General features: G+C 70.2%; 16 protein-coding genes. 3 read left to right on the top strand and 13 right to left on the bottom strand.

Annotated elements, in window-relative coordinates; all coding sequences use genetic code 11:
• Positions 1 to 63: 63 nt before the first annotated feature.
• The 4 genes from ACYVJH_RS11050 to ACYVJH_RS11035 all read right to left on the bottom strand — a co-directional run bounded on the left by ACYVJH_RS11050 (position 64) and on the right by ACYVJH_RS11035 (position 6275).
• Positions 64 to 1164 (bottom strand): WD40/YVTN/BNR-like repeat-containing protein, encoded by a 1101-nt coding sequence (locus tag ACYVJH_RS11050; protein WP_460454700.1) that lies wholly within the window; start codon positions 1162 to 1164, stop codon positions 64 to 66.
• A gap of 1 nt (position 1165) precedes the next feature.
• Complete coding sequence (locus ACYVJH_RS11045) at positions 1166 to 1453, bottom strand: MoaD/ThiS family protein (protein WP_460454699.1); 288 nt, start codon at positions 1451 to 1453, stop codon at positions 1166 to 1168.
• Between the two features lie 110 nt (positions 1454 to 1563).
• On the bottom strand, positions 1564 to 2748 hold the full coding sequence (locus ACYVJH_RS11040) for a DesA family fatty acid desaturase (RefSeq protein ID WP_460454698.1): 1185 nt from the start codon (positions 2746 to 2748) through the stop codon (positions 1564 to 1566).
• 146 nt (positions 2749 to 2894) lie between these two features.
• Positions 2895 to 6275: a mechanosensitive ion channel domain-containing protein gene (locus tag ACYVJH_RS11035; protein WP_460454697.1), complete on the bottom strand. Its 3381-nt coding sequence runs from the start codon at positions 6273 to 6275 to the stop codon at positions 2895 to 2897.
• A gap of 92 nt (positions 6276 to 6367) precedes the next feature.
• Here ACYVJH_RS11035 and mutM point away from each other — a divergent pair, with 92 nt between their 5' ends.
• Genes mutM through ACYVJH_RS11020 form a run of 3 tightly spaced genes read left to right on the top strand, consistent with a single transcriptional unit; the run spans position 6368 to position 10610 of the window.
• Positions 6368 to 7180, top strand: coding sequence for a bifunctional DNA-formamidopyrimidine glycosylase/DNA-(apurinic or apyrimidinic site) lyase (gene mutM / locus ACYVJH_RS11030; RefSeq protein ID WP_460454696.1), 813 nt, complete (start codon positions 6368 to 6370; stop codon positions 7178 to 7180).
• Between the two features lie 54 nt (positions 7181 to 7234).
• Positions 7235 to 7798, top strand: coding sequence for an ECF-type sigma factor (locus ACYVJH_RS11025; protein WP_339824959.1), 564 nt, complete (start codon positions 7235 to 7237; stop codon positions 7796 to 7798).
• Between the two features lie 16 nt (positions 7799 to 7814).
• A complete protein-coding gene (locus tag ACYVJH_RS11020) occupies positions 7815 to 10610 on the top strand; it encodes a serine/threonine-protein kinase (protein WP_460454695.1) in 2796 nt (931 codons plus the stop codon).
• Here the strand turns inward: ACYVJH_RS11020 and ACYVJH_RS11015 are convergent, their stop codons facing one another.
• From ACYVJH_RS11015 to ACYVJH_RS10975, 9 genes are all read right to left on the bottom strand, one after another.
• The gene (locus ACYVJH_RS11015) at positions 10611 to 11243 is read right to left on the bottom strand and encodes a thymidine kinase (RefSeq protein ID WP_460454694.1); all 633 of its coding nucleotides are present in this window, start codon (positions 11241 to 11243) and stop codon (positions 10611 to 10613) included.
• A gap of 116 nt (positions 11244 to 11359) precedes the next feature.
• Positions 11360 to 12082: an SEL1-like repeat protein gene (locus ACYVJH_RS11010; protein ID WP_460454693.1), complete on the bottom strand. Its 723-nt coding sequence runs from the start codon at positions 12080 to 12082 to the stop codon at positions 11360 to 11362.
• Positions 12083 to 12158: 76 nt separating this feature from the next.
• Entirely contained in the window at positions 12159 to 12878 is a 720-nt protein-coding gene (locus ACYVJH_RS11005) for a pseudouridine synthase (protein WP_460454692.1), read from the bottom strand.
• Positions 12875 to 14545 carry a ubiquinone biosynthesis regulatory protein kinase UbiB gene (gene ubiB / locus ACYVJH_RS11000; RefSeq protein ID WP_460454691.1) on the bottom strand — a complete coding sequence of 557 codons (1671 nt, stop codon included), beginning with the start codon at positions 14543 to 14545 and terminating at the stop codon, positions 12875 to 12877. Before ubiB ends, ACYVJH_RS11005 begins: the two co-directional genes overlap by 4 nt.
• On the bottom strand, positions 14542 to 15180 hold the full coding sequence (locus ACYVJH_RS10995) for a ubiquinone biosynthesis accessory factor UbiJ (protein ID WP_460454690.1): 639 nt from the start codon (positions 15178 to 15180) through the stop codon (positions 14542 to 14544). The genes ubiB and ACYVJH_RS10995 overlap by 4 nt, the downstream gene beginning before the upstream one ends.
• Positions 15181 to 15240: 60 nt before the next feature.
• Positions 15241 to 15396 (bottom strand): DUF1328 domain-containing protein, encoded by a 156-nt coding sequence (locus tag ACYVJH_RS10990; RefSeq protein ID WP_460454689.1) that lies wholly within the window; start codon positions 15394 to 15396, stop codon positions 15241 to 15243.
• 96 nt (positions 15397 to 15492) lie between these two features.
• Positions 15493 to 16491 (bottom strand): 2-alkyl-3-oxoalkanoate reductase, encoded by a 999-nt coding sequence (gene oleD / locus ACYVJH_RS10985; protein ID WP_460454688.1) that lies wholly within the window; start codon positions 16489 to 16491, stop codon positions 15493 to 15495.
• The gene (gene oleC / locus ACYVJH_RS10980; RefSeq protein WP_460454687.1) at positions 16488 to 18158 is read right to left on the bottom strand and encodes an olefin beta-lactone synthetase; all 1671 of its coding nucleotides are present in this window, start codon (positions 18156 to 18158) and stop codon (positions 16488 to 16490) included. The genes oleD and oleC overlap by 4 nt, the downstream gene beginning before the upstream one ends.
• 48 nt (positions 18159 to 18206) lie before the next feature.
• The gene (locus ACYVJH_RS10975; RefSeq protein ID WP_460454686.1) at positions 18207 to 19130 is read right to left on the bottom strand and encodes an alpha/beta fold hydrolase; all 924 of its coding nucleotides are present in this window, start codon (positions 19128 to 19130) and stop codon (positions 18207 to 18209) included.
• Positions 19131 to 19192: the final 62 nt, after the last annotated feature.

Genomic DNA, 19192 nt, shown 5'->3' with positions numbered 1-19192 from the left:
AAGGCGCCGGAGGGGCGGCATTGTCGCAGGACTCGCCGCCGCCTGCTCCCCGGCCGCCCGCGCTCAGGCGAAGGTGAGGGCGTGCACCGGCGGCAAGCGCGCCTGCAGTGCGGTCCACCGGTTGCCCTGGTCGTCGCTGGTCCACAGGCCGCCGGTGGTCGAGCCGATGGCCAGCCGTTCGCCGCTGCCGTCCACCGCCAGCCCGTGGCGATAGACCAGGTCGTAGGCCGGGTCGGCCGGAAGCCCCTGGTCCAGGACCTCGAAGCGGTCACCGCCATCCCGGGTCCGGGCCACCACCAGGCGTCCGTCCACCGGCACCCGCCGCTCGTCCTTGATGGCGGGCACGAACCAGGCCGTGCCGGGCTCGCGCGGGTGCACGCCAACGGCGAAGCCAAACACCGAGGGTCGTACCGCCGGTACGTCGCGCCAGGACTCGCCGCCATCGTCGCTGCGGAAGACACCGTTGTGGTGCTGAACCCACAGCGTGTCCGGCGCACCGGCGCACTGCACCATGCGGTGCGGGTCCTGGATGTCCGGGTCGAAGCGCCGGTCCGGCGGCATGTACTCGGCGAACATGCCTTCGCAGGTGACGCGCCAGCTGCCGCCGTCGTCGTCGCTGCGCCAGACGCCGCCGCAGGACACCGCCACGCGCAGGCAGCGCGAGTCGCGCGGATCAACGCAGATCGAGTGGATGCCGGGCACGTCGTAGCCGCCGCCGAACCAGCCATCGCGCTCGGGACGATCCCACAGCGCGCGCTGCAAGTGCCAGCTTTCGCCGCGGTCGTCCGAGCGGAAAAGGCCGCCCGGCAGCGTGCCGGCCCAGAGCCGGCCAGGCTGGTCGGCGCCGCCGGCTTCCAGCGACCAGATCAGCTCCAGCGTCGCCGGCTTCGGCGGTTTGCCATCGCCGGTGGCCACCGTGTCGCCGGGGCCGTAGGCCGGCACCGCCACTTCCGTCCAGCGACGGCCTCGGTCGGTCGAACGCTGCAGCTTGGCGCCGAAGTGGCCCAGGTCGAGCGCGGCGTACCAGGTACCGTCGCGGGCATCGGCCAGCGCCAACGCAACCTTGTCGCCGAGGAAGGCGACGTGCGCGATGGCCCAGCCGCCGTCGCCACGTTCGAGCACGAATAAACCCTTGCGGGTCGATACCAGCAGCGTGTCCGACATGTCAGCCTCCCGACAGGGCCTGCATCACGTAGATTTCCGCACCCGGGGAAACCGGGCGCGATAACTCGTTCTTGGGCTGCAGCGCGTCGCCATCGATGAACAGAGCGATGTGCCGGCGCGGCGCGCCCTGTTCGTCAACGACATAACCGCGAAGCGGTGGGTGCTGCGCGAACAGTGCGGCCAGCACGTCGGCCACGGTGCCACCGGGCAGGTCCAGCACCAGCTCCCGGTCGTCCCCTTGCCCGGGCAGGCGGCGCGACAGTGCAGGGGCAACCACCACCCGGGGCATGGCTTGGATCCTCACGCGGCTGCGTGCAGGCACGATAAGCCAATCCCCGGCCGCAAAAAAGCAGGGCCCGCCGAAGCGGGCCCTGCCGGTCACGCGGGTAAAAAATCGACTCAGGCGCGCGCGGGCACCATCGAATAACCCTTCAGGCGCTGCGAGAACTCCTCGAGCTGGCGGATGCCCGAAGCTTCGGCCTCGGCGCACCAGGCGCGCAGGGCCTCCATCTTGGCGCCGGCCTCGGCGCTCTTGATCTCGTAGATGGCCAGCAGGCGGGCACGGAACTCCATCAGGCGCGCGGTGTTCGGGCGTTCGGCGATCCAGGCGTTGAAGCGCTCGCGCTTGTCGTCGCTGAGCCACTTGCCCTCGCTGCGGAAGGCCCGGCGCAGGCGACCCGGCAGGTCGGCGGCTTCGGCCTGCAGGTGCGGCTTGAGCACCAGCTTGTAGTAGTCGGTGGCCACCTGCCAGCGGTGCGCCATCATTGCGCGCATCGTGTCGGCGTCGGGCACCTGGATGTTCGGGCGCACGTCGAGCTCCGGCGCGACACGCAGCACCTTGGCCAGGCCGACGGCCTGCAGGCCGCGGATGACGGTCCAGCCGATGTCGAACTCATACTTGCGCAGCGCGAACTTGGCGGAGCTGGGGAAGGCGTGGTGGTTGTTGTGCAGTTCTTCGCCGCCCACCCAGAACGCCCACGGGGTGAGGTTGGTGGCGGTGTCGGCGGTGTCGAAGTTGCGGTAGCCCCACCAATGGCCCAGGCCGTTGATGACACCGGCGGCCCAGAACGGGATCCAGGCCATCTGCAGCGCCCAGATGGCGATGCCGGGGATGCCGAACAGCGCCAGGTTGATGAACAGCATCAGGCTCGGGCCCAGCGACGGCATGCGGGTGTAGAGCTTGCGTTCGATCCAGTCGTCCGGCGAGCCCTTGCCGTATTTCTCGAGCATGTCCTTGTCCAGGCGCGCTTCCTGGTAGAGCTCGACGCCGCGCCAGAGCACCTGGTTGATGCCCTGGAAACGCGGGCTGTGCGGGTCCTCGGCGGTTTCGCACTTGGCGTGGTGCTTGCGGTGCACCGCCGTCCACTCCTTGGTGACCATGGCGGTGGTGAGCCAGGCCCAGAAGCGGAAGAAATGGGTCAGCACCGGATGGAAATCGACGCCACGGTGGGCGGCGCTGCGGTGCAGGTAGAGCGTGGTCGTCATGATGGTGAGCTGGGTCACCACCAGGAAATAACCGGCCATCTGCCAATAGCTTGCCTGCGTGAAACCGCGGGCCAGCCAGTCGAGGAACTCGGGGGACATTCGGTAACTCCAGGGATCGGGCGTGGGGCTTGTAGCAGGACGATGATGCCCGCCGGAAGCGGCGCCGTCACCTCCTCCCCAATAAATGGGGTCGGCACGAAAGGCCCGCAAGGGCGCGGGACTGAACCGCCGGTTCAGCCCCGCGTTCAGCCAGCGGCATCGGGCCGCGGATCGGGGCGGGTTCCGGCCCCGGCATCGGGCGCCGGCGCCGCCGGCAGGTCGCGTACGTGCAGGTCCAGCTGCGGGAAGGCGAAGGCGACGTCGTTCTGCGCGAACAGTTCGACCAGGCGCACGTTCAGCTCGTTTCGCACCGCCAGCCGGTCCATGATGCCGCCGACAAATACGCGCAGCTCGAAATCCAGGGAGTTGGCGCCGAACTCGAGCAGCCAGCTGCGCGGCGGCGGCGTCTCGAGCACCCGCGGGCTCTCGCTGGCGGCCTGCAACAGCAGGCGGTGCACCAGGGCCGGATCGGTGCCGTAGTCCACGCCCACCTTCACGACGATCCGGGTGGTTTCGTCGCTCAGGGTCCAGTTCACCAGCTGGCCGGTGATGAAGGTCTTGTTGGGCACCACGATTTCCTTGTTGTCGAAATCAAGGATGGTGGTGGCGCGGGTACGGATTCGGGTGACCGTGCCATCGAGGTTGTTGACCGTTATCACGTCGCCGACCCGGAACGGCCGTTCGAACAGCAGGATCAGGCCCGACACGAAGTTGGCGAAGATCTCCTGCAGGCCAAAACCCAGGCCCACCGTCAGCGCCGCCGCCAGCCACTGCAGCTGGCCCCAGCGCAGGCCCAGCAGGCCCAGGCCGGCGATGATGCCCACCAGCACGATCGTGTAGCGCGACACGCTGGTGATGGCGTAACGCGAGGCCGCGTCCATGTTCACCTTGGACAGCAGGCCGATTTCCAGCAGGCCCGGCAGGTTGCGTGCGGCGACGACGGTCAGCGCCAGCGCCAGCACGCCCAGCAGCGCCGCCATCAGGGTGATGGGAATGACGGTGTCGCCGCCGTCCGCGGTCGCCTGCGCCACCGACCACAGCACCACTTCGTCCAGGCGGGCGAAGGCCGGCAACACGTCCGCCCAGACCCAGGCCAGGCCAGCGGTCAGCAACAACAGCTTCATCGCGCGCAGCAGGCGCCGGGTCTGGGCATTGACCTTGTCCAGCGCCAGGTCTTCGTCCAGGTCCACCGGGATCGCTTCGCCGCCGCCTTCGTCCGGCGTCGCGCCTTCGGCCTGCGCCTGCGCCTCGGCTTCGCGCTTTTGTTCCTGCCTGCGCAGTGCCAGGCGCCGCTCGCCAAGCGCGAACCAGCGCGCCAGCAGGCCATGCAGCACCGCCACCGCAATGAAGACGCCCACGCTGGCGAATTGGGCGTCGAGCACGATGGCGGTGGAGTACACATACCCCTGAAGCGCCAGCACGGCCCCCGCTGCCAGCCCGGCCGGCAGCACGACACGCAGGACCCGGCGCAAGGTGGACGGTTCGGAGTTTTCGCCGCGGGCGTGACGGATGCGGTCGGGGCCCAGCAGCCAGGCCAGGCAGACGGCAGAAAACACGCCGGCGATGATCAGGGCCACGCGGGCCGGCACGTCGATGGCCAGGTCCTGGTCGCGGATGAAGGCCAGCGCGACCACGAAGTACAGCGGCAGCAGCACGGCCTTGAGCGCGGGCACCCAGGCCTGCAGCGCCTCGCGGCGCTGGCGCGTCCAGCGGAAATGGGCATGGGCCAGGCCACGTTCCCGCACCAGACAGCCCAGGAAGGAGAGCGTCAGCGCCGGCAGTGCCAGTGCCTGCAGCGCCTGCCCCAGCGAGTCGCTGTACTTGCCGCGCTCGCCCACGTCCTGCAGCAGCTCGCCGCCCAGCCACAGCGCCGCCGCCCCCGGCAGCGCCGCGACGACGGTCCAGGCCAGGCTTGCCAGGGTGCGCCGGTAGCGGTCCTTGCGGACGTCGCGCAGGCCCTGCCCCAGGGCTTCGATGCGTCCGCGCGCGCGGCGGCCCAGCAGGGCCAGCAACAGCACGATCACCACTGCCAACACAAAAACCGACGGGCGATCGGCGATCGAACGCACGAGCAGGCGACCGGTCGTGGCAAAACGACCCGCCTTGACCAGGTCCATCGCCGCCGCCGGCCAGCGGCCGAACCAGGCCAGGTCCGCCGGCGCATGGCTGCGGATCCACAGCAGGTGGCGATCAAGGAGCTGGCGCAGCTCCTTGGTGGCCTTAAGGCGCGCCTGCAGCACGCGCTCGGTCTGTTCGAGCGTGGCGGCCTGCCGCCACAGCATGGGTTCGAGACGGGCGGCCAGGTCCTGGCGGGCTTCGAGCCAGGATTCGAGGGGATCGGTGTCGCTTTCGGTGGCGACCGGCCCGGTGTCGTCATCGCGGCCGGCGGCCGCCGCGCGCAGTTCCTCGGCCTGGGTCGAGACATTGGCCTGGTCACGCTGGCGTTCGTCCAGGGCGATCAGGCGCAGGCGGGTGTCCGCCAGGGCCTGGCGGGTGTCCGCGAGACGTTCCTCGAGCACATCGGCGAACTCGAGCTTGCGCATGACCGCCCAAAGCCAGGTGCCGACCTGTTCGCTGTTGCCGCCCAGTTCCAGGCGGGTGCGGCTGTCGCGGAGCGCGGCGCGGTCTGCGGCGAGCTCCTGCTCACCGCTGGCCAGGCGCTGGCGGTACTCGGCCAATTGTTCGTTGGCGGCCAGCAGGTCACCGGCCAGGGCCAGGTTGCTGGCCGCGGCTTCGGCCAGCACCGGGTCGCCGGGTGGCAGGGCGGCGGCACGGGCGTGCACGTCCGCGACCAGGGCCTGCAGGCTGGCGCGGGACTGGTCGCGGATGCGCTGCTGCAGGAACAGCAGGCGCGGCTCGTGCTGGGCCAGGCGCTGGCGCAGCACGCGCAGCTCAAGCTCCTGGGCGCGCTGGCGCACGGTCGCCGACGTGTCGCGGGCCTGGCGCAGCGCCAGTTCGGCGTCGAGCCGCTCGCGTTCGGCCGTTTGCCTGATGCGGCGCGATTCGGTCAGCGCGGCCGGTTCGCCTTCGGTCGCGGCGACCGGCGACGAGAGCGCCTCCCGGCGGCTTCGCAGCTCCTCGAGGCTGGCGCGGGTACCGGCGTCGGATGCGAGGGCGGCGCCCAGGTCGGCGGTGAGGCTTGCGATGCGTTGGCCCAGGACCTCGGCCTCACGACGCTCGTTCTCGAGCAGTCCTTCGAGCACCTCGATGTCGGCGCGCGCGGGCAGGCTGTTGCGCCAGGCCGCCAGGGCCTGGCGCGGGGAGGCCTGGAGCTGGCGTTCGAACCGGCGCGCGCGCCCGGGCGCGGCGGCGATTTCCGCTTCCAGGGCCGCCAGCTCCCTGCGCAGGCGGGCGGTGTCCTCCGCCGCCTGCGCGGCGGCGTCGAGATTGTCGCTGGCGGCCTGGCGCTGGGGGTCGGCCAGGCTCTCGAGCGCCGAGCGCACGGTGCCGGCCGGACCCGGGGACGGGGTTGCCCCGGCCGGCGGCGAAAACAGCGCCAGGCCCAGGACCAGGACGGCGAACGACAAGGGAAAGGCTGGGCGCATCGGCCAAGGCTATGCCCCCGTGGCCCCGGGCCGCAATTGACGCGTGCGCCGGCGGGCTCTGCCAAACTTCGGCCATGCCCGAATTGCCCGAAGTCGAAACCACCCGGCGTGGCCTGGCCCCGCACCTGGAGGGCCGGCGCATCACCGGCGTGGTGCTGCGCCGGCCCGACCTGCGCTGGCCGATCCCGCCGGAGGTAACACGCGACCTGCCCGGCCAGCGCGTGCTGGGCGTGCGCCGGCGCGCCAAGTACCTGCTGCTCGACACCGCACCCGGCAGCGCCCTGCTGCACCTGGGCATGTCGGGCATGCTGCGGGTGCTCCCCGCCCGGACCCCGGTCGCGGCGCACGACCACGTCGACCTGGCCCTGGATTCGGGCCGGGTGCTGCGCTTCACCGACCCGCGGCGCTTCGGCTGCCTGCTCTGGCAGCCCGCCGGCCAGACCCATGCGCTCCTGGCCAGCCTGGGCCCCGAGCCGCTCTCGGATGGCTTCGACGGCGACTACCTGTTCAAGCTCAGCCGTGGCCGCAAGGCCCCGGTGAAATCCTTCCTGATGGACCAGGCGGTGGTGGTGGGCGTGGGCAACATCTATGCCGCCGAAAGCCTGTTCCGCGCCGGCATCGCGCCTGGCCGGGCCGCCGGGGCCATCAGCCGGGAACGCTACCGGCGCCTGGCCGATGCCGTGAGGACCATCCTGGCCCACGCCATCACCCGGGGCGGCACCACCCTGCGCGATTTCCTCAACGCCGATGGCGCACCCGGCTATTTCGAGCAGGAACTGTTCGTCTACGGGCGGGAGGGCGAGGCCTGCAAGCGCTGCGGCCGGACCCTGCGCGACGGCCGCATGGCCAACCGCGCCACGGCCTGGTGCCCGGGCTGCCAGCGATAGACACGATGTTCATTTATAGTGTTCCCAGCCCGCGCAGACGGGCCCCGGGGAGACATGAACGAGATTGCCGAAATCACTCAGTGGTTGAGCGCTGCCCGTGCCGGCGACAAGTCGGCGCTCGATCGGGTGCTGGCGACGCTTTACCGTGAACTGCATGGCATGGCCCGGCGCCAGCTCGGAGGCCAGCAGCACGGCCATACGCTCGATACCACCGCGCTGGTGCACGAGGCCTACCTCAAGCTGGCCGGCCGCGCCGAAGCCGAGTTCGAGGACCGCGCGCACTTCTTCGCCTATGCCGCCAGCGCCATGCGCTCGGTCGTGGTCGACTACGCCCGCCAGCGCATGGCGGTAAAGCGCGGCGGCGACCTGCACCGGGTCACCGACCTGCCCGAGGACGCCGGCGGCGGCATGCGCCTGGACGAGGAAATGCTGGGCCTGGACGTGGCGCTGAACAAGCTCAACGACCTCGATCCGCGCCTGGCCCAGGTAGTCGAAATGCGTTATTTCGCCGGCCTGTCGGAAACCGAAATCGCCGGCCTGCTCAAACGCTCCGAACGCAGCGTACGCCGAGACTGGCAGAAGGCCCGCATGTTCCTGCTGGCGGCGCTGCAAGGCTGACAGGGAACCCGCCGCGGTGGACACCGAACGCTGGTCCACGCTGTCGGTACTGCTCGATGAACTGATCGAGCTCGAACCGCCGGCGCGCGTGCGCCGCCTCGCCGAGATCGACGCCGTCGATCCGCCGCTGGCCGAAGAGCTGCGCAAACTGATCGCCCTGGAAGAAGAGCGGCCCGACTTCCTGGCCGAATCGGTGGTGGACGCGTCGCTGTTCTCGCCCCAGCCGGGCCAGCAGATCGGCCCCTACCAGCTTGAACGACAGCTGGGCGAAGGGGGCATGGGCCAGGTCTGGCTGGCCACGCGTGCCGATGGCCTGTACCAGCGCCGGGTGGCGGTGAAACTGCTGCGCCCGGGCCTGGGCGATGCCGGCCTGCGCCAGCGTTTCACCCGCGAGCGCCAGATCCTGGCGCGGCTCGGCCACGCCCACATCGCCCGCCTGCTCGACGCCGGCGTCAGCAGCGATGGCCAGCCCTACCTGGCCCTGGACTACGTGCAGGGCCAGCCGATCACCCAGTACGCCCAGCAGCTGTCGCTGCCGATGCAGCAGCGGCTGCGGCTGTTCCTGCAGGTCTGCGCCGCGGTCAGCCACGCCCACGCGAACCTGGTGGTGCACCGCGACCTGAAGCCGTCCAACATCATGGTGACGCCGGCCGGCGAGGTCTGCCTGCTCGACTTCGGCATCGCCAAGCTGCTCGATGAACCGCAGGACGGCAACGGCGAGATCACCGGCACCGGCACCCGCGCCTTCACCCTGTACTACGCCGCGCCGGAACAACTGCGCAATGGCGTCATCACGACGATGACCGACGTCTACGCGCTGGGCGTCGTGCTGTATGAGCTGCTGGTTGGCCGCAAACCCTATGACCCGGCCCGCAGTACCGATGCCGCCTGGGAAGAGGCCATCCTGGGCGCCGAACCGGTGCGGCCTTCGCTGGCCGCCTACCGCCAGGCGCGCGAGCACGATGAACCCAACCCGCGCAGGCTGTCGCGCGAGCTGGCTGGCGACCTGGACAACATCCTGTGCAAGGCCCTGGCCAAGGCCCCGGAAGACCGCTACGTCTCGGTCGAAGCCCTGGCCCAGGACCTGCGCCGGCACCTGGACGGCGAACCGGTGCAGGCCCGGCCGCAAAGCCTGGGTTACCGCAGCATCAAGTTCGCCCGGCGCAATTCGCTGGCCCTGATTGTCGGCAGCCTGTTCACGGCGCTGATGCTGGGCGCCGTGGCGTTCATGGCCTGGCAGACCCGCATCGCGCTGCAGGAAGCCGAGCGCGCCCAGGCCATGCAGGACTTCGTGATCGCGCTGTTCGAGGACACCGAGCAGGCCGGCGACGGCGGGCTCGATGCCCGCACCCTGCTCGATGCCGGCGTGCGCCGCGCCGACACCGAGCTGCGCAACCAGCCCCAGGCCCGCGCCGAGTTGCTGGGCCTGGTGGCGCGACTGCGCCAGGGCCTGGGCGACGACCGCCAGGCGCTGGAACTGCTCGATCGCCAGGCCGACATCCTGGGCACGCTGGCGGGGTCGGCGCCGGCCCGGCTGGGCGTGGAGTCGGCGGCGCTGCGTGGCCGCAGCCTGCGCACCCTGGGCCAGCCGGAAACCTGCGTGCGGGCGCTGGTGCCCTGGCTGCCGGTAGCCCAGCAGCAGGCCGCCGCCGGGCCACGCGCCGCGGCCGAATTCCTGTCGCAGCTGGGACGCTGCCACCGCGACCTGGGCGGCCGCGAAGTCGCGCGCGACCTGTTCGGACGCGCACTGGCGCTTCGCAACCAGGGGGACGAAAGCAAGATGCTGCAGGCGGAAAGCCGCGCCGACCTCGCCGGCCTGCTGGCCGACGAGGGCCGCTACGACGAGGCCGTGCGCGGGCTGCGCGAGTCCCTGGCCCTGCTGCGCGAGGCCGGCGGCGACCGCAACGCGCTCGGCGTGGAGGTCTGGCGTGACCTAGGTCGCTACCAGTACGCGCTGGGCGATCCGACCGAAGGCGAGTCGTCCTACCGCCAGGCCCTGCAAATCACGCTCGACCGGTTCGGCCTGAACCACCCGCTCACCACCGGCGTACAGCGGCGGCTGGGTGGGCTGCTGCTGGACGTGGGCAAGCTGGCCAAAGCCCACCAGCTGCTGCGCTCGGCCCACGAGCGCTTGTTGTCGCGCTTTGGTCCCGACCACCCCGAAGTCGCCCAGTCCTGGCACCTGCTGGGGCGGGTGGCCTGGGAGCAGGATCGCCAGGACGAAGCCGACGAAGCCCTGCAGCGCAGCCTGCAGCTACGCCGGCGCGGCAACCTGCTGGTGCACAACGTCGCGGTCCTGTGCGACCTGGCCCGCGTGCGCCAGGCCCGCGGCCTGCGTGAAAACGCCCGCAGCCTCGCCGAAGAATGCCTGCAGCTCTCCCGCAGCCGCGACCGCACGCTGGCCAGCCGCGCCCGCGTGCTGCTGGCCGAACTGGCGCAGACGGGGGGCAATGCGCAGGAGGCGCGCCAGCTTCTGGACGAAGCCGGCGAGCGCCTGGACGAGGCCCATCTCGAGGCCCGGGCCCGGGTGGGCCTGGCCCAGGCGCGCCTGGCGCTGCAGCAGGATCGCCCCGCCGACGCCGAACTACAGCTGGCCAGCCTGCGCACCCTGGCCCGCGCGCACCCCGCGGTGGCCCGGCTGGCGGCCTGGCCGCTGGAAGTGCTGCAGGCAGAGCTGCACTGCCGCGCCGGGCGCCTGGCCCAGGGCCGCACCCTGGCGGGACAAACACTGCAGTCCCAGGCGGAGCAGATGCCCGAACGGCAGCGGCTCAGGCGCGACCTGGCCGCCCTGGCGCCCAACTGCGGTTCCTGATCAGTCGGGCGTGCCCAGGGGCAGTCGCGGCTGTTGCAGGTCGATGTGGCCTTCGCCGGCCATCACTTTCTTGAATTCGCCGCGACTGACCGACACGTAGCGTTCGTTGCCACCGATCTCGACCTGCGGACCGTCGGTGATCGCGCGGCCATGTTCGTCGACGCGCACCACCATGATGGCCTTGCGCCCGGTGTGGCAGATGGTCTTGATCTCGACCAGGTTGTCGGCCCAGGCCAGCAGGTACTGGCTGCCCTCGAACAATTCACCGCGGAAGTCCGTGCGCAGGCCGTAGGCGAGCACCGGCACGTCAAGCCGGTCGACGATTTCGGTGAGCTGCCAGACCTGGCGCTTGGACAGGAACTGGGCTTCGTCCACCAGCACGCAGTGCAGTTCACCGCGCGCGGCGATGTCCTCGCGGGCGATGGCCAGCAGGTCGTCTTCGCGCTCGAAGACGGTGCCGCGCGCCTTGAGCCCGATGCGCGATGCCACCAGGCCTTCGCCGGCCCGGTTGTCGAGCTTCGGGGTGAGCAACAACGTGCGCATCCCGCGCTCATGGTAGTTGTGCGCGCTCTGCAGCAGCGTGGTGGTCTTTCCGGCGTTCATCGCCGAGTAGTAGAAGTAGAGCTTGGCCAAGGTCGGGTCCGGCGGTGGGGCAAGGCGCCATTATCGCCCGCGCAGGGGCATGTGCAGGCCCGGGTGGGCCTGCGGGAGCGGGATGGACCGGGCCACGGGGCTCCCGGCGGCAGGGATCAGTCGCCCTGGGTGTCCTCGGGCAGGGGGGTGTCGGCGTCCATGATCTCACCCACGTCCACCGTGCCTTCGCCGTGAAGCTTCCAGTCGGTGTCCTGCCACTGCACGTACTGGTCGATGTTCCAGAACTTTTCGTCGTAGAAGGCGGTGCCGTCCACCACCTCGGTGCCGCCGGGCGTGGGGATGACGATGGTGAGCGCGCCGACCGAGCCCACGCGGCTGCCGGTGGTATTGCGCTTGGCGAAACGAAGCTCGCGCTCAAGCCGCTTCTTGGCCACGTCGTCGCCGAACTCGGCGTAGAGGCGGGGCCCTATTTCCAGCGCACGCGCACGGCCTTCGGCGTCGAGTTCGTTCCAGTAGCGCTCGCGCTTGGCCAGCATCAGCGGGTAGGCGCGTTCGGCGGCCAGGTCCATCCACACGTAGCCCAGGGCCTTGTCCTGGGCAACGCCGGTGCCTTTCCAGTACATCTCGCCGATCATGCCCTGCGAGGGTTTGTCGGAATAACGCGCGGCGCGGCGGAATCGCAGCATCGCTTCGTCGAAATCCCCCTTGCGGAAGTGCTCAAGTCCCGAGAGCCGGTAACGCAGGTCGGGGTGGCCGGACAGGAAGGCCGCGGACGACATGATGCGCCGCTCGCCGGCATCTTCGGCCGACTGCGCCAGCGCCGGGGAGGCGGCGGCGAGGGAAAGCAGGAGGGCGGAGCAAAGAAGGATCGGACGCATGGGGGCTCTCGTCAGTAAGAGGGCGACGTTGAGGCACACCATGCCAGCGCATTGTGAAGCGAGCATGGGCCAGCGGTCATGGCGTGGGCAAACCAAGCAGGGCGAGTGCCTTGCCGAACTCCGCATCGGGCGGCGCCGTCACTTCCCGCCGCGTGCCGTCGGCCGGGTGCGGGAACTCCAGGCGCCAGGCATGGAGCAGCATGCGATGCACGCCGCGCATGCGGAAGGCGAGGTTGTGGCGGCCGTCGCCATGGCTGGTGTCGCCGACCAGATGATGGTGGATGTGCTTGAGGTGGCGCCGGATCTGCCGGAAGCGACCGGTGCGCGGACTGCACATCAGCAGCGCGTAGCGTGAACTCGGGTGCTGCTGGCTTGGCCAGTCCACTTCGGTGGTGGCCAGGGTGCGGTAGTCGGTGATGGCGGGCTTCTTCACCGGTTTGCCCGGGCCACCGTCGAGCGCATGGTCAATGACGCCCTCGGGCGGCTCCGGCCAGCCGCGGCAGACGGCCAGGTAATCCTTGCGGAAATGTTCGGCCATCAGGCTGCGGCCCAGGGCCGATGCGGTGTCGCGATCAAAAGCCAGCAGCAGGCAGCCGCTGGTGGCGCGGTCGAGCCGATGCACCAGGAAGATCGGCCTGCCGAACTGTTCACGCAGCCGGTCGGCGGCGAAGTCGGTTTCCCCCCGCGCCAGCTTGCTGTCGTGCACCATCAGGCCGGCGGGTTTGTTCACCACCGCCAACCGTTCGTCCGCATAAACCACGGAAAGGCCGCCGGGCCCCACTTCCTCGCGGGTCACCGACGCGGCCAGGCGGCCATGAAGGCGCCCAGGGCACCCAGGCCGGCGATGGCGGCGGCGGCGGGAATGCCCATGAACTGCGGGCCGCCCGCTTCCAGGGCGTAAAGCACCGCCGCGACGATCAGCAGGCCGGTGCCCAGGATCGCGTAGACGGTCTGGCGCTGGCCGGCGCGCGAGATGCGCGCCAGTTCGGCCAGGTCTTCGCTGCGCATGCGCAGGGAATGTTCGCCGCGCACTTGCTGGGACAGGAACTCGTGCACCAGGCGCGGCATGTCCGGCGCGTGGGTGATCAACTCGGGCAGGCGCTTGCGGAACTCGTTGCCCAGGGTCGCCGGGCTGTAGCGTTCGCGCAGGATTTTCTCCAGCACCGGCCGCGCCTCGGCCCAGATGTCGAGCTTGGGGTCGAGCAGCCGGCCCACGCCTTCGATGTTGAGCAGGGTTTTCTGCAGGAGGATCAGCTGCGGCTGCAGGGTCAGTTCGTAGCGCTGGGCGGTCTTGAACAGTTTCACCAGCACCTCGCCGAGCGAGATCTCGCTGAGCGGGCGGGTGAAATACGGCTCGCAGACCGCGCGCGTGGCCGCCTCGAGTTCGTCGATCCGCACCGTCGCCGGCATCCAGCCGGCCTCGACGTGCAGTTCGGCGATGCGCCGGTAGTCGCGCTGGAAGATCGCCATGAAGTTCTCGGCCAGGTAGTACTGGTCGCGCCGGGTCAGCTGGCCGACGATGCCGAAATCGATCGCGATGTAGCGCGGGTTGTCCTTGCGTGCCGGGTCCATGTCCACCCAGATGTTTCCGGCGTGGGCATCGGCGTGGAAGAAGTTGTCCCGGAACACCTGCGTGTAGAACACGCGCACGCCGCGCGCCGCCAGCGCCTTGCGATCGATGCCGGCGGCGTCGAGCGCCTCGACGTCGTCGGAAGGGATGCCGCGCACGCGTTCCATGGTCAGCACGCTTTCGCTGCTGTGGCTCCAGAAGACTTCCGGCACGTACAGCTCGTCGCTGCCTGCCCAGGTGCGGCGCATCAGGCTGCCATTGGCGCCTTCGCGCTGGAGGTCGAGCTCGGCATAAAGCGTGGATTCGATCTCGCTCACCACTTCCTGCGGCCGGATCTTGTCGGCCGACGGGTGGTGGCGGTCGGCCAGCGCCGCCAGGGTGCGCAACAGGGCGATGTCGTCGCGGATGCGCTGGCGGATGCCGGGGCGCAGCACCTTGACCACGACCTCGCGGCCATCGTGCAGGCGCGCGGCGTGCACCTGGGCGATGGAGGCGGAAGCGAGCGGGGTGTTCTCGAACTCGGCGTACAGGACGTCGATGGCCTTGCCCAGGCCGGCTTCGATGCGCTCGCGCGCCAGTTCGCCCGGGAACGGCGCGACGCGGTCCTGCAGCAGCGAAAGTTCTTCGGCCATGTCCGGCGGCAGCAGGTCGCGGCGCGTGGACAGCACCTGGCCGAACTTCACGAAGATCGGGCCGAGCTCCTGCAGGGCCAGGCGCAGGCGCTGGCCGCGCGGCAAGTCGGTGGCGCTGGCACGGCGGGTTATCGGCTTGAGCAGCCAGAGCCAGCCGCCGACCGCGGTGTTCTCAAGCAGGGAGTCGAGGCGATGGCGCAGCAGCACGCGCACGATGCCCAGGGCGCGCAGGCTGCCGCGCGCGCTGCGCAGCGGGCTCATGCGCCAGTCTCCGGCGCAAGCCGCGCCAGCCGCGCGGCCAGGCGTTCGACCTGGTCACGCAGTTCGTCGACGTCGTCGTGGAACGCAGCCAGCTCGGCCTTGCCGACCAGGTCGCGGCGCTCCTCGGTGAGGTAATCCACGGCGTCGCGGGAAAAGCCCTTGGCGAACTTCGCCCCACCGGCCAGGGCGTCGCGCAACATCCGCGCGGCCTGCGGGCCGAACACCGGACCCAGGGCCTGGGCAAAGGGCTTGTCCCAGTCGGGATCAAACCGCTGGGCCAGCCGCTGCAGCTGGCGGGCCAGTTCGGCGTCGCCGTTGATGCGCACCTTGCCCACCGGCGGGGCACCGGGCGCACGCAGGAAGGGAAGTTGCGACAGCACGCCGGAGATCGTGGCGCGAACGCCCAGGTCGGGTTCGTCCCTGGGCGGCCCCACCACCAGCCGGCCATCGGCGACGGCCAGTTCCAGGGCGATGGGCGGCGCTTCGAGCGCCAGTCCGATGCGACGACCGCCGAGGCCACGCAGGGCTTCGGCGGTGTCGGGGTCCAGTTCGACGAGCCGGTTCAAGGCCTGTTCCAGCGCACGGCCGGCCAGTGGCTTGAGGGCGTCGAGGGGGGAAGCGGCGGGATCCGTCATGCCGCCATTCTAGCGGGCTGGCGCCCGGACGAGGCGCCAGCCCCCCCACTCAGCACTTGGTCACGTCTTCTTCTTGAGGAAGGACACGATGGCCAGGATGAGGAACACGACGAACAGGATCTGGGCGATCCAGGCCGACGTGCCTGCAATACCACCGAAGCCGAGCACGGCGGCGATGATGGCGATGACGAGAAATACCAGCGCGTAATGGAGCATGTTTGCTCTCCTTTGTTCTTGTGGACCCGGATGGTTCGGGCAGTGTCGAACCTAGCCCCTGCATCCTGACTGCGCGCCAACAATCTGAGCGCCACGTTAACCCCGGGTGGTCCACCAGGCGGCCAGTCGCGCCAGGCCCTCGTCCATGGACACCCGGGGCACGTAGCCAAAGTCCCGGGCGGCCGCGGAGATGTCGTACCAGTGTGGCGTGGACAACTGTTCGGCCAGGAACCGGGTCATCGGCGGTTCGCCCTGGAGTTTCAGCACGCGCCAAACCAGTTCGAGCACGGCGCCGGCCGTGTAGGCCACGCGGTAGGGAATCGCCTTGTCCACCGCCGGCTGGCCGGCCGCGGCCAGCAGGTCGTTGACGATGCGGCGGACTTCGCGCGGTTCGCCGTTGGAGATGAAGTAGGCCTTGCCTGCACAGGCGGCGCCCGGCGCCAGGGCCTTGAAGGCATCGAGATGGGCCTGGGCGGCGTTGTCGATGTAGGTGGTGTCCATGCGGTTGTGGCCACCGCCGATGAAGCGCAGGCGACCGGCCCTGGCCCGCTCCACCAGGCGCGGCAGCAGCTGGGTGTCGCCGGGCCCCCAGATCAGGCGAGGGCGCAGGGCGACCGTCGCCAGCGTGCCGTCGTTGGCGGCCAGCACGTCCTTTTCGGCGATCAGTTTGGTGGCCGGGTAAGGCGCCTTGAAGCCTTGGCCATAGGGCGTGTCCTGCTCGTTGCCGCCTTCGACCGGGCTGCGGCCGCTGTGGGTGACGCTGGGCGTGGAGGTATAGACCAGCCGGGCAATGCCGTGCGCGCGCATGGCCGCCAGCACGTTGCGGGTACCGGTGACGTTGGCGGCGAAATAACTCTCGTGGCTTCCCCAGGCGCCGGCCTTGGCGGCGTTGTGGAACACCGCATCGTGGCCGGCCAGTGCCGCATGCACCGCCTTTGCGTCGGCCAGGTCGCCGCGGACCTGGCGCACGCCCATCGCCTCGAGCGCCTGCGAGTGGCTGCGCTGGAAGCTGGAGACATCGTGCCCCTCGGCCTTCAGCGCACGGCACAAGGCCTGGCCCAGGAAGCCGGCGCCGCCGGTGACCATTATTTTCATCGCCGCCATTTCATTTCCTTCGCCGCCCAGGCGGCCAATGTTTCGCGGCCGATCTTGGCGTTGTGGCGGATATCGACCGGGAAGCCGTCGTGGATAAGGAAATGCCGGATCCGCGCGGTGTGCACGAAGCCGTTGGCCAGGTGTCGCAGCTCGTCGAGCACGCGTTCGTGTTCGTACTGCGGCAGGTGCGGCGCCATTTCCACGCACAGCACCGGCTGCTGTTGCCCCGGCTCGCCGACGCCGACCAGGGCGGTGCGCGCGACTTCCGGGTGGGTGTTGAAGACCGGCTCGACCTGTTCGGTGTAGAGGTTGCCCTCGGCGGTGCGAACGCGGTGCGACTTGCGGCCGCAGAACCAGAGCCGGCCCTGCGCATCAATGCGCCCCAGGTCGCCCATGCGGTGCACGATGCGTTCGCCGCCGTCGGGCAGGGATTCGCGGATCTTGGCCAGGGCGGTGGCTTCCGGGCGGCGGAAATACTCGTCCGTGGCGGTGGGGCCGGCGACGGTGATCTCGCCGATCGCCTCGGCGCCGAGTTCCTGAGCCTGCGACCAGTCGGGGATGGCGTCGTCGGTGATGGCGATGATGCGCACCTCGTTCGGCGGCACCGGCAGGCCGACGCAGGTGCCGGCGCCGTGCTCGGTGGCTTCGCGCGTGGCCTCCAGCTCGCGGCCTTCGATCACCGCGACGGGCAGGCATTCGGTGGCGCCATAGGGCGTCCAGAAACCTGCGTCGGCGGGAAGCAGTTCGCGCATCTTCGCCACCACGTCGGCCGGCACCGGCGCGCCGGCGGAGGTGACGCGGCGCAGGGTCGGCAGCGGCTGGCCGTGATCGGCCAGCACGCGCATCAGCGCCGGCGAGCCGAACAGCTGGTCGACGCCGAACCTTTCGATCGCCGCATGCAGCTTGCGCGGATCGGCCTTGGCCGGCTGGGTCGGATCCATGTCCGGGATGATCGAGGCCAGGCCGAGGGCCGGGTCGAACAGTGCGAAAGGCGGGAAGGTCGGCAGGTCGACGCCGCCGGGCAGGATGCCGAAGGCGTCTCGCAGCAACTCGACCTGGGCGACGAAGTGGCGGTGGCGGTAGACCACGCCCTTGGGCACGCCGGTCGAGCCGGAAGTGAACAGGATGGCGGCGACGTCGTCGGGCGCGGTGTCGGCCAACTGCGGACCGGCCCCGCTGCCGGCGGCTTCGATCGCCGCGAGCGTCGGTCCGCCCCAGAACCAGCGCCGCCCTACCGTCACCACGGTGCGCGCGCCTGGCGCCCAGCCCAGCAGCTTGCGCGCGAACACCGCCAGTGGAATGCCGATGAACGCCTGCGGCTCGGCTTCGCCCAGGCACTGGCGCAGTGCGCGCTTGTCGATGCCCGGATCCACCAGCACCGGCACGGCCCCGGCCTTGAACAGCGCGAACATCAGCAGGAAAAACTCCGGCGAGGGACGCACCATCACCACCACCCGGCTGCCCCGAACGATGCCCTGCCGGGCCAGTCCGGCGGCGATGGCATCCGAGCGGCGATCGAGATCGCCGTAGCTCAGCACCACGTCGTAGCGCGCCATCCCATCCGACCCGCGTCGTCCCGGGCAGCGCATCGCCACCCGCTCGGGCGCTTCGGCCGCCAAGCGCGGCAACGCCCCGGCGATGTTGCAGACACTGGGGTCAGAGAACATTGGCGCTTCGATTCCCGGTATCAAACGTTGATGTTCTCCGGCCCCATCTCAGGTGCGGTCGAGGAACTGGCGGATGGCGGGCACGAGTTGGTCGGCCTTGTCCTCGAGCACGTAGTGGCCGGCATCCTCGAACGCATGCACCTCGGCCTTGGGCAGGGCCTTGGTGAAACCCTTGAGGAAATGCTGGTCGAACACGAAGTCGCGCAGGCCCCAGCCGATGAAGGCCGGGCGATCGGCGTAGGTCGGCAGGCGCTTGCCGGCGTCTTCGACCAGGTCCCAGGCGCGGTCGCCGGGCTGCAGTGGGATGTCCTGCACGAAGCGCACCGTCGAGATGCGCGTCTGCCAGTTGTCGTAGGGCGCCAGCAGCGCGCGCTTGACGTCAGGCGCCAGCGGCTTCTCGACGCCCTGGCTGGCGGCGCCGCCGGCGAAGGCGTTGGCGCCGCGGATCAGCCATTCACCCAGGCGCCAGTTGCGGCCCAGGTTGAGTTGCCAGGGCAGGGGCTTGGCCGGCGGCAGGGGGAAGGCCGCGGTGTTGAGGATCACCAGCCGCTTGATGCGTTCGCTGTGCTTGAGCGCCCAGCCAAAACCGATCATGCCGCCCCAGTCGTGCACGGCCAGGGTGACGTCGCCGGTGACGCCGGCATGGTCCAGCAGGCGGTCCAGGTCCTGGATCCGGCTGCGCAGCGTGTAGGTGTAGGCGGCGTCGGCGGGCTTGTCGGACAGGCCCATGCCCATGTGGTCGGGCACGATGCAGCGGTAGCCATCGCGCAGGCCCAGCACCAGCTTGCGCCAGTAATAGGACCACGAGGGGTTGCCGTGCAGCATCAGCACGACCTCGCCCTGGCCCTCGTCGAGGTAGCTCTGGGTCAGGCCATTGGGATGCACGAAGGACTTGGGCGCGAAGGGATAGTCCGGGAACGGGCCCTTGGCCAGCAAACGCGCCTGTTCGGCGCTGGGGTTCTGGTTTTCCATGGGGCGGGATTCTACGCGAGCCCGCCGGACCGCCACCAAACCCCTTGGCCTGGCTCACGCCT

The organism is Arenimonas aestuarii (genome assembly GCF_054781715.1).
The sequence above is the reverse complement of the archived record's forward strand: the minus strand, read 5'-3'. Positions and strand labels throughout refer to the sequence as shown.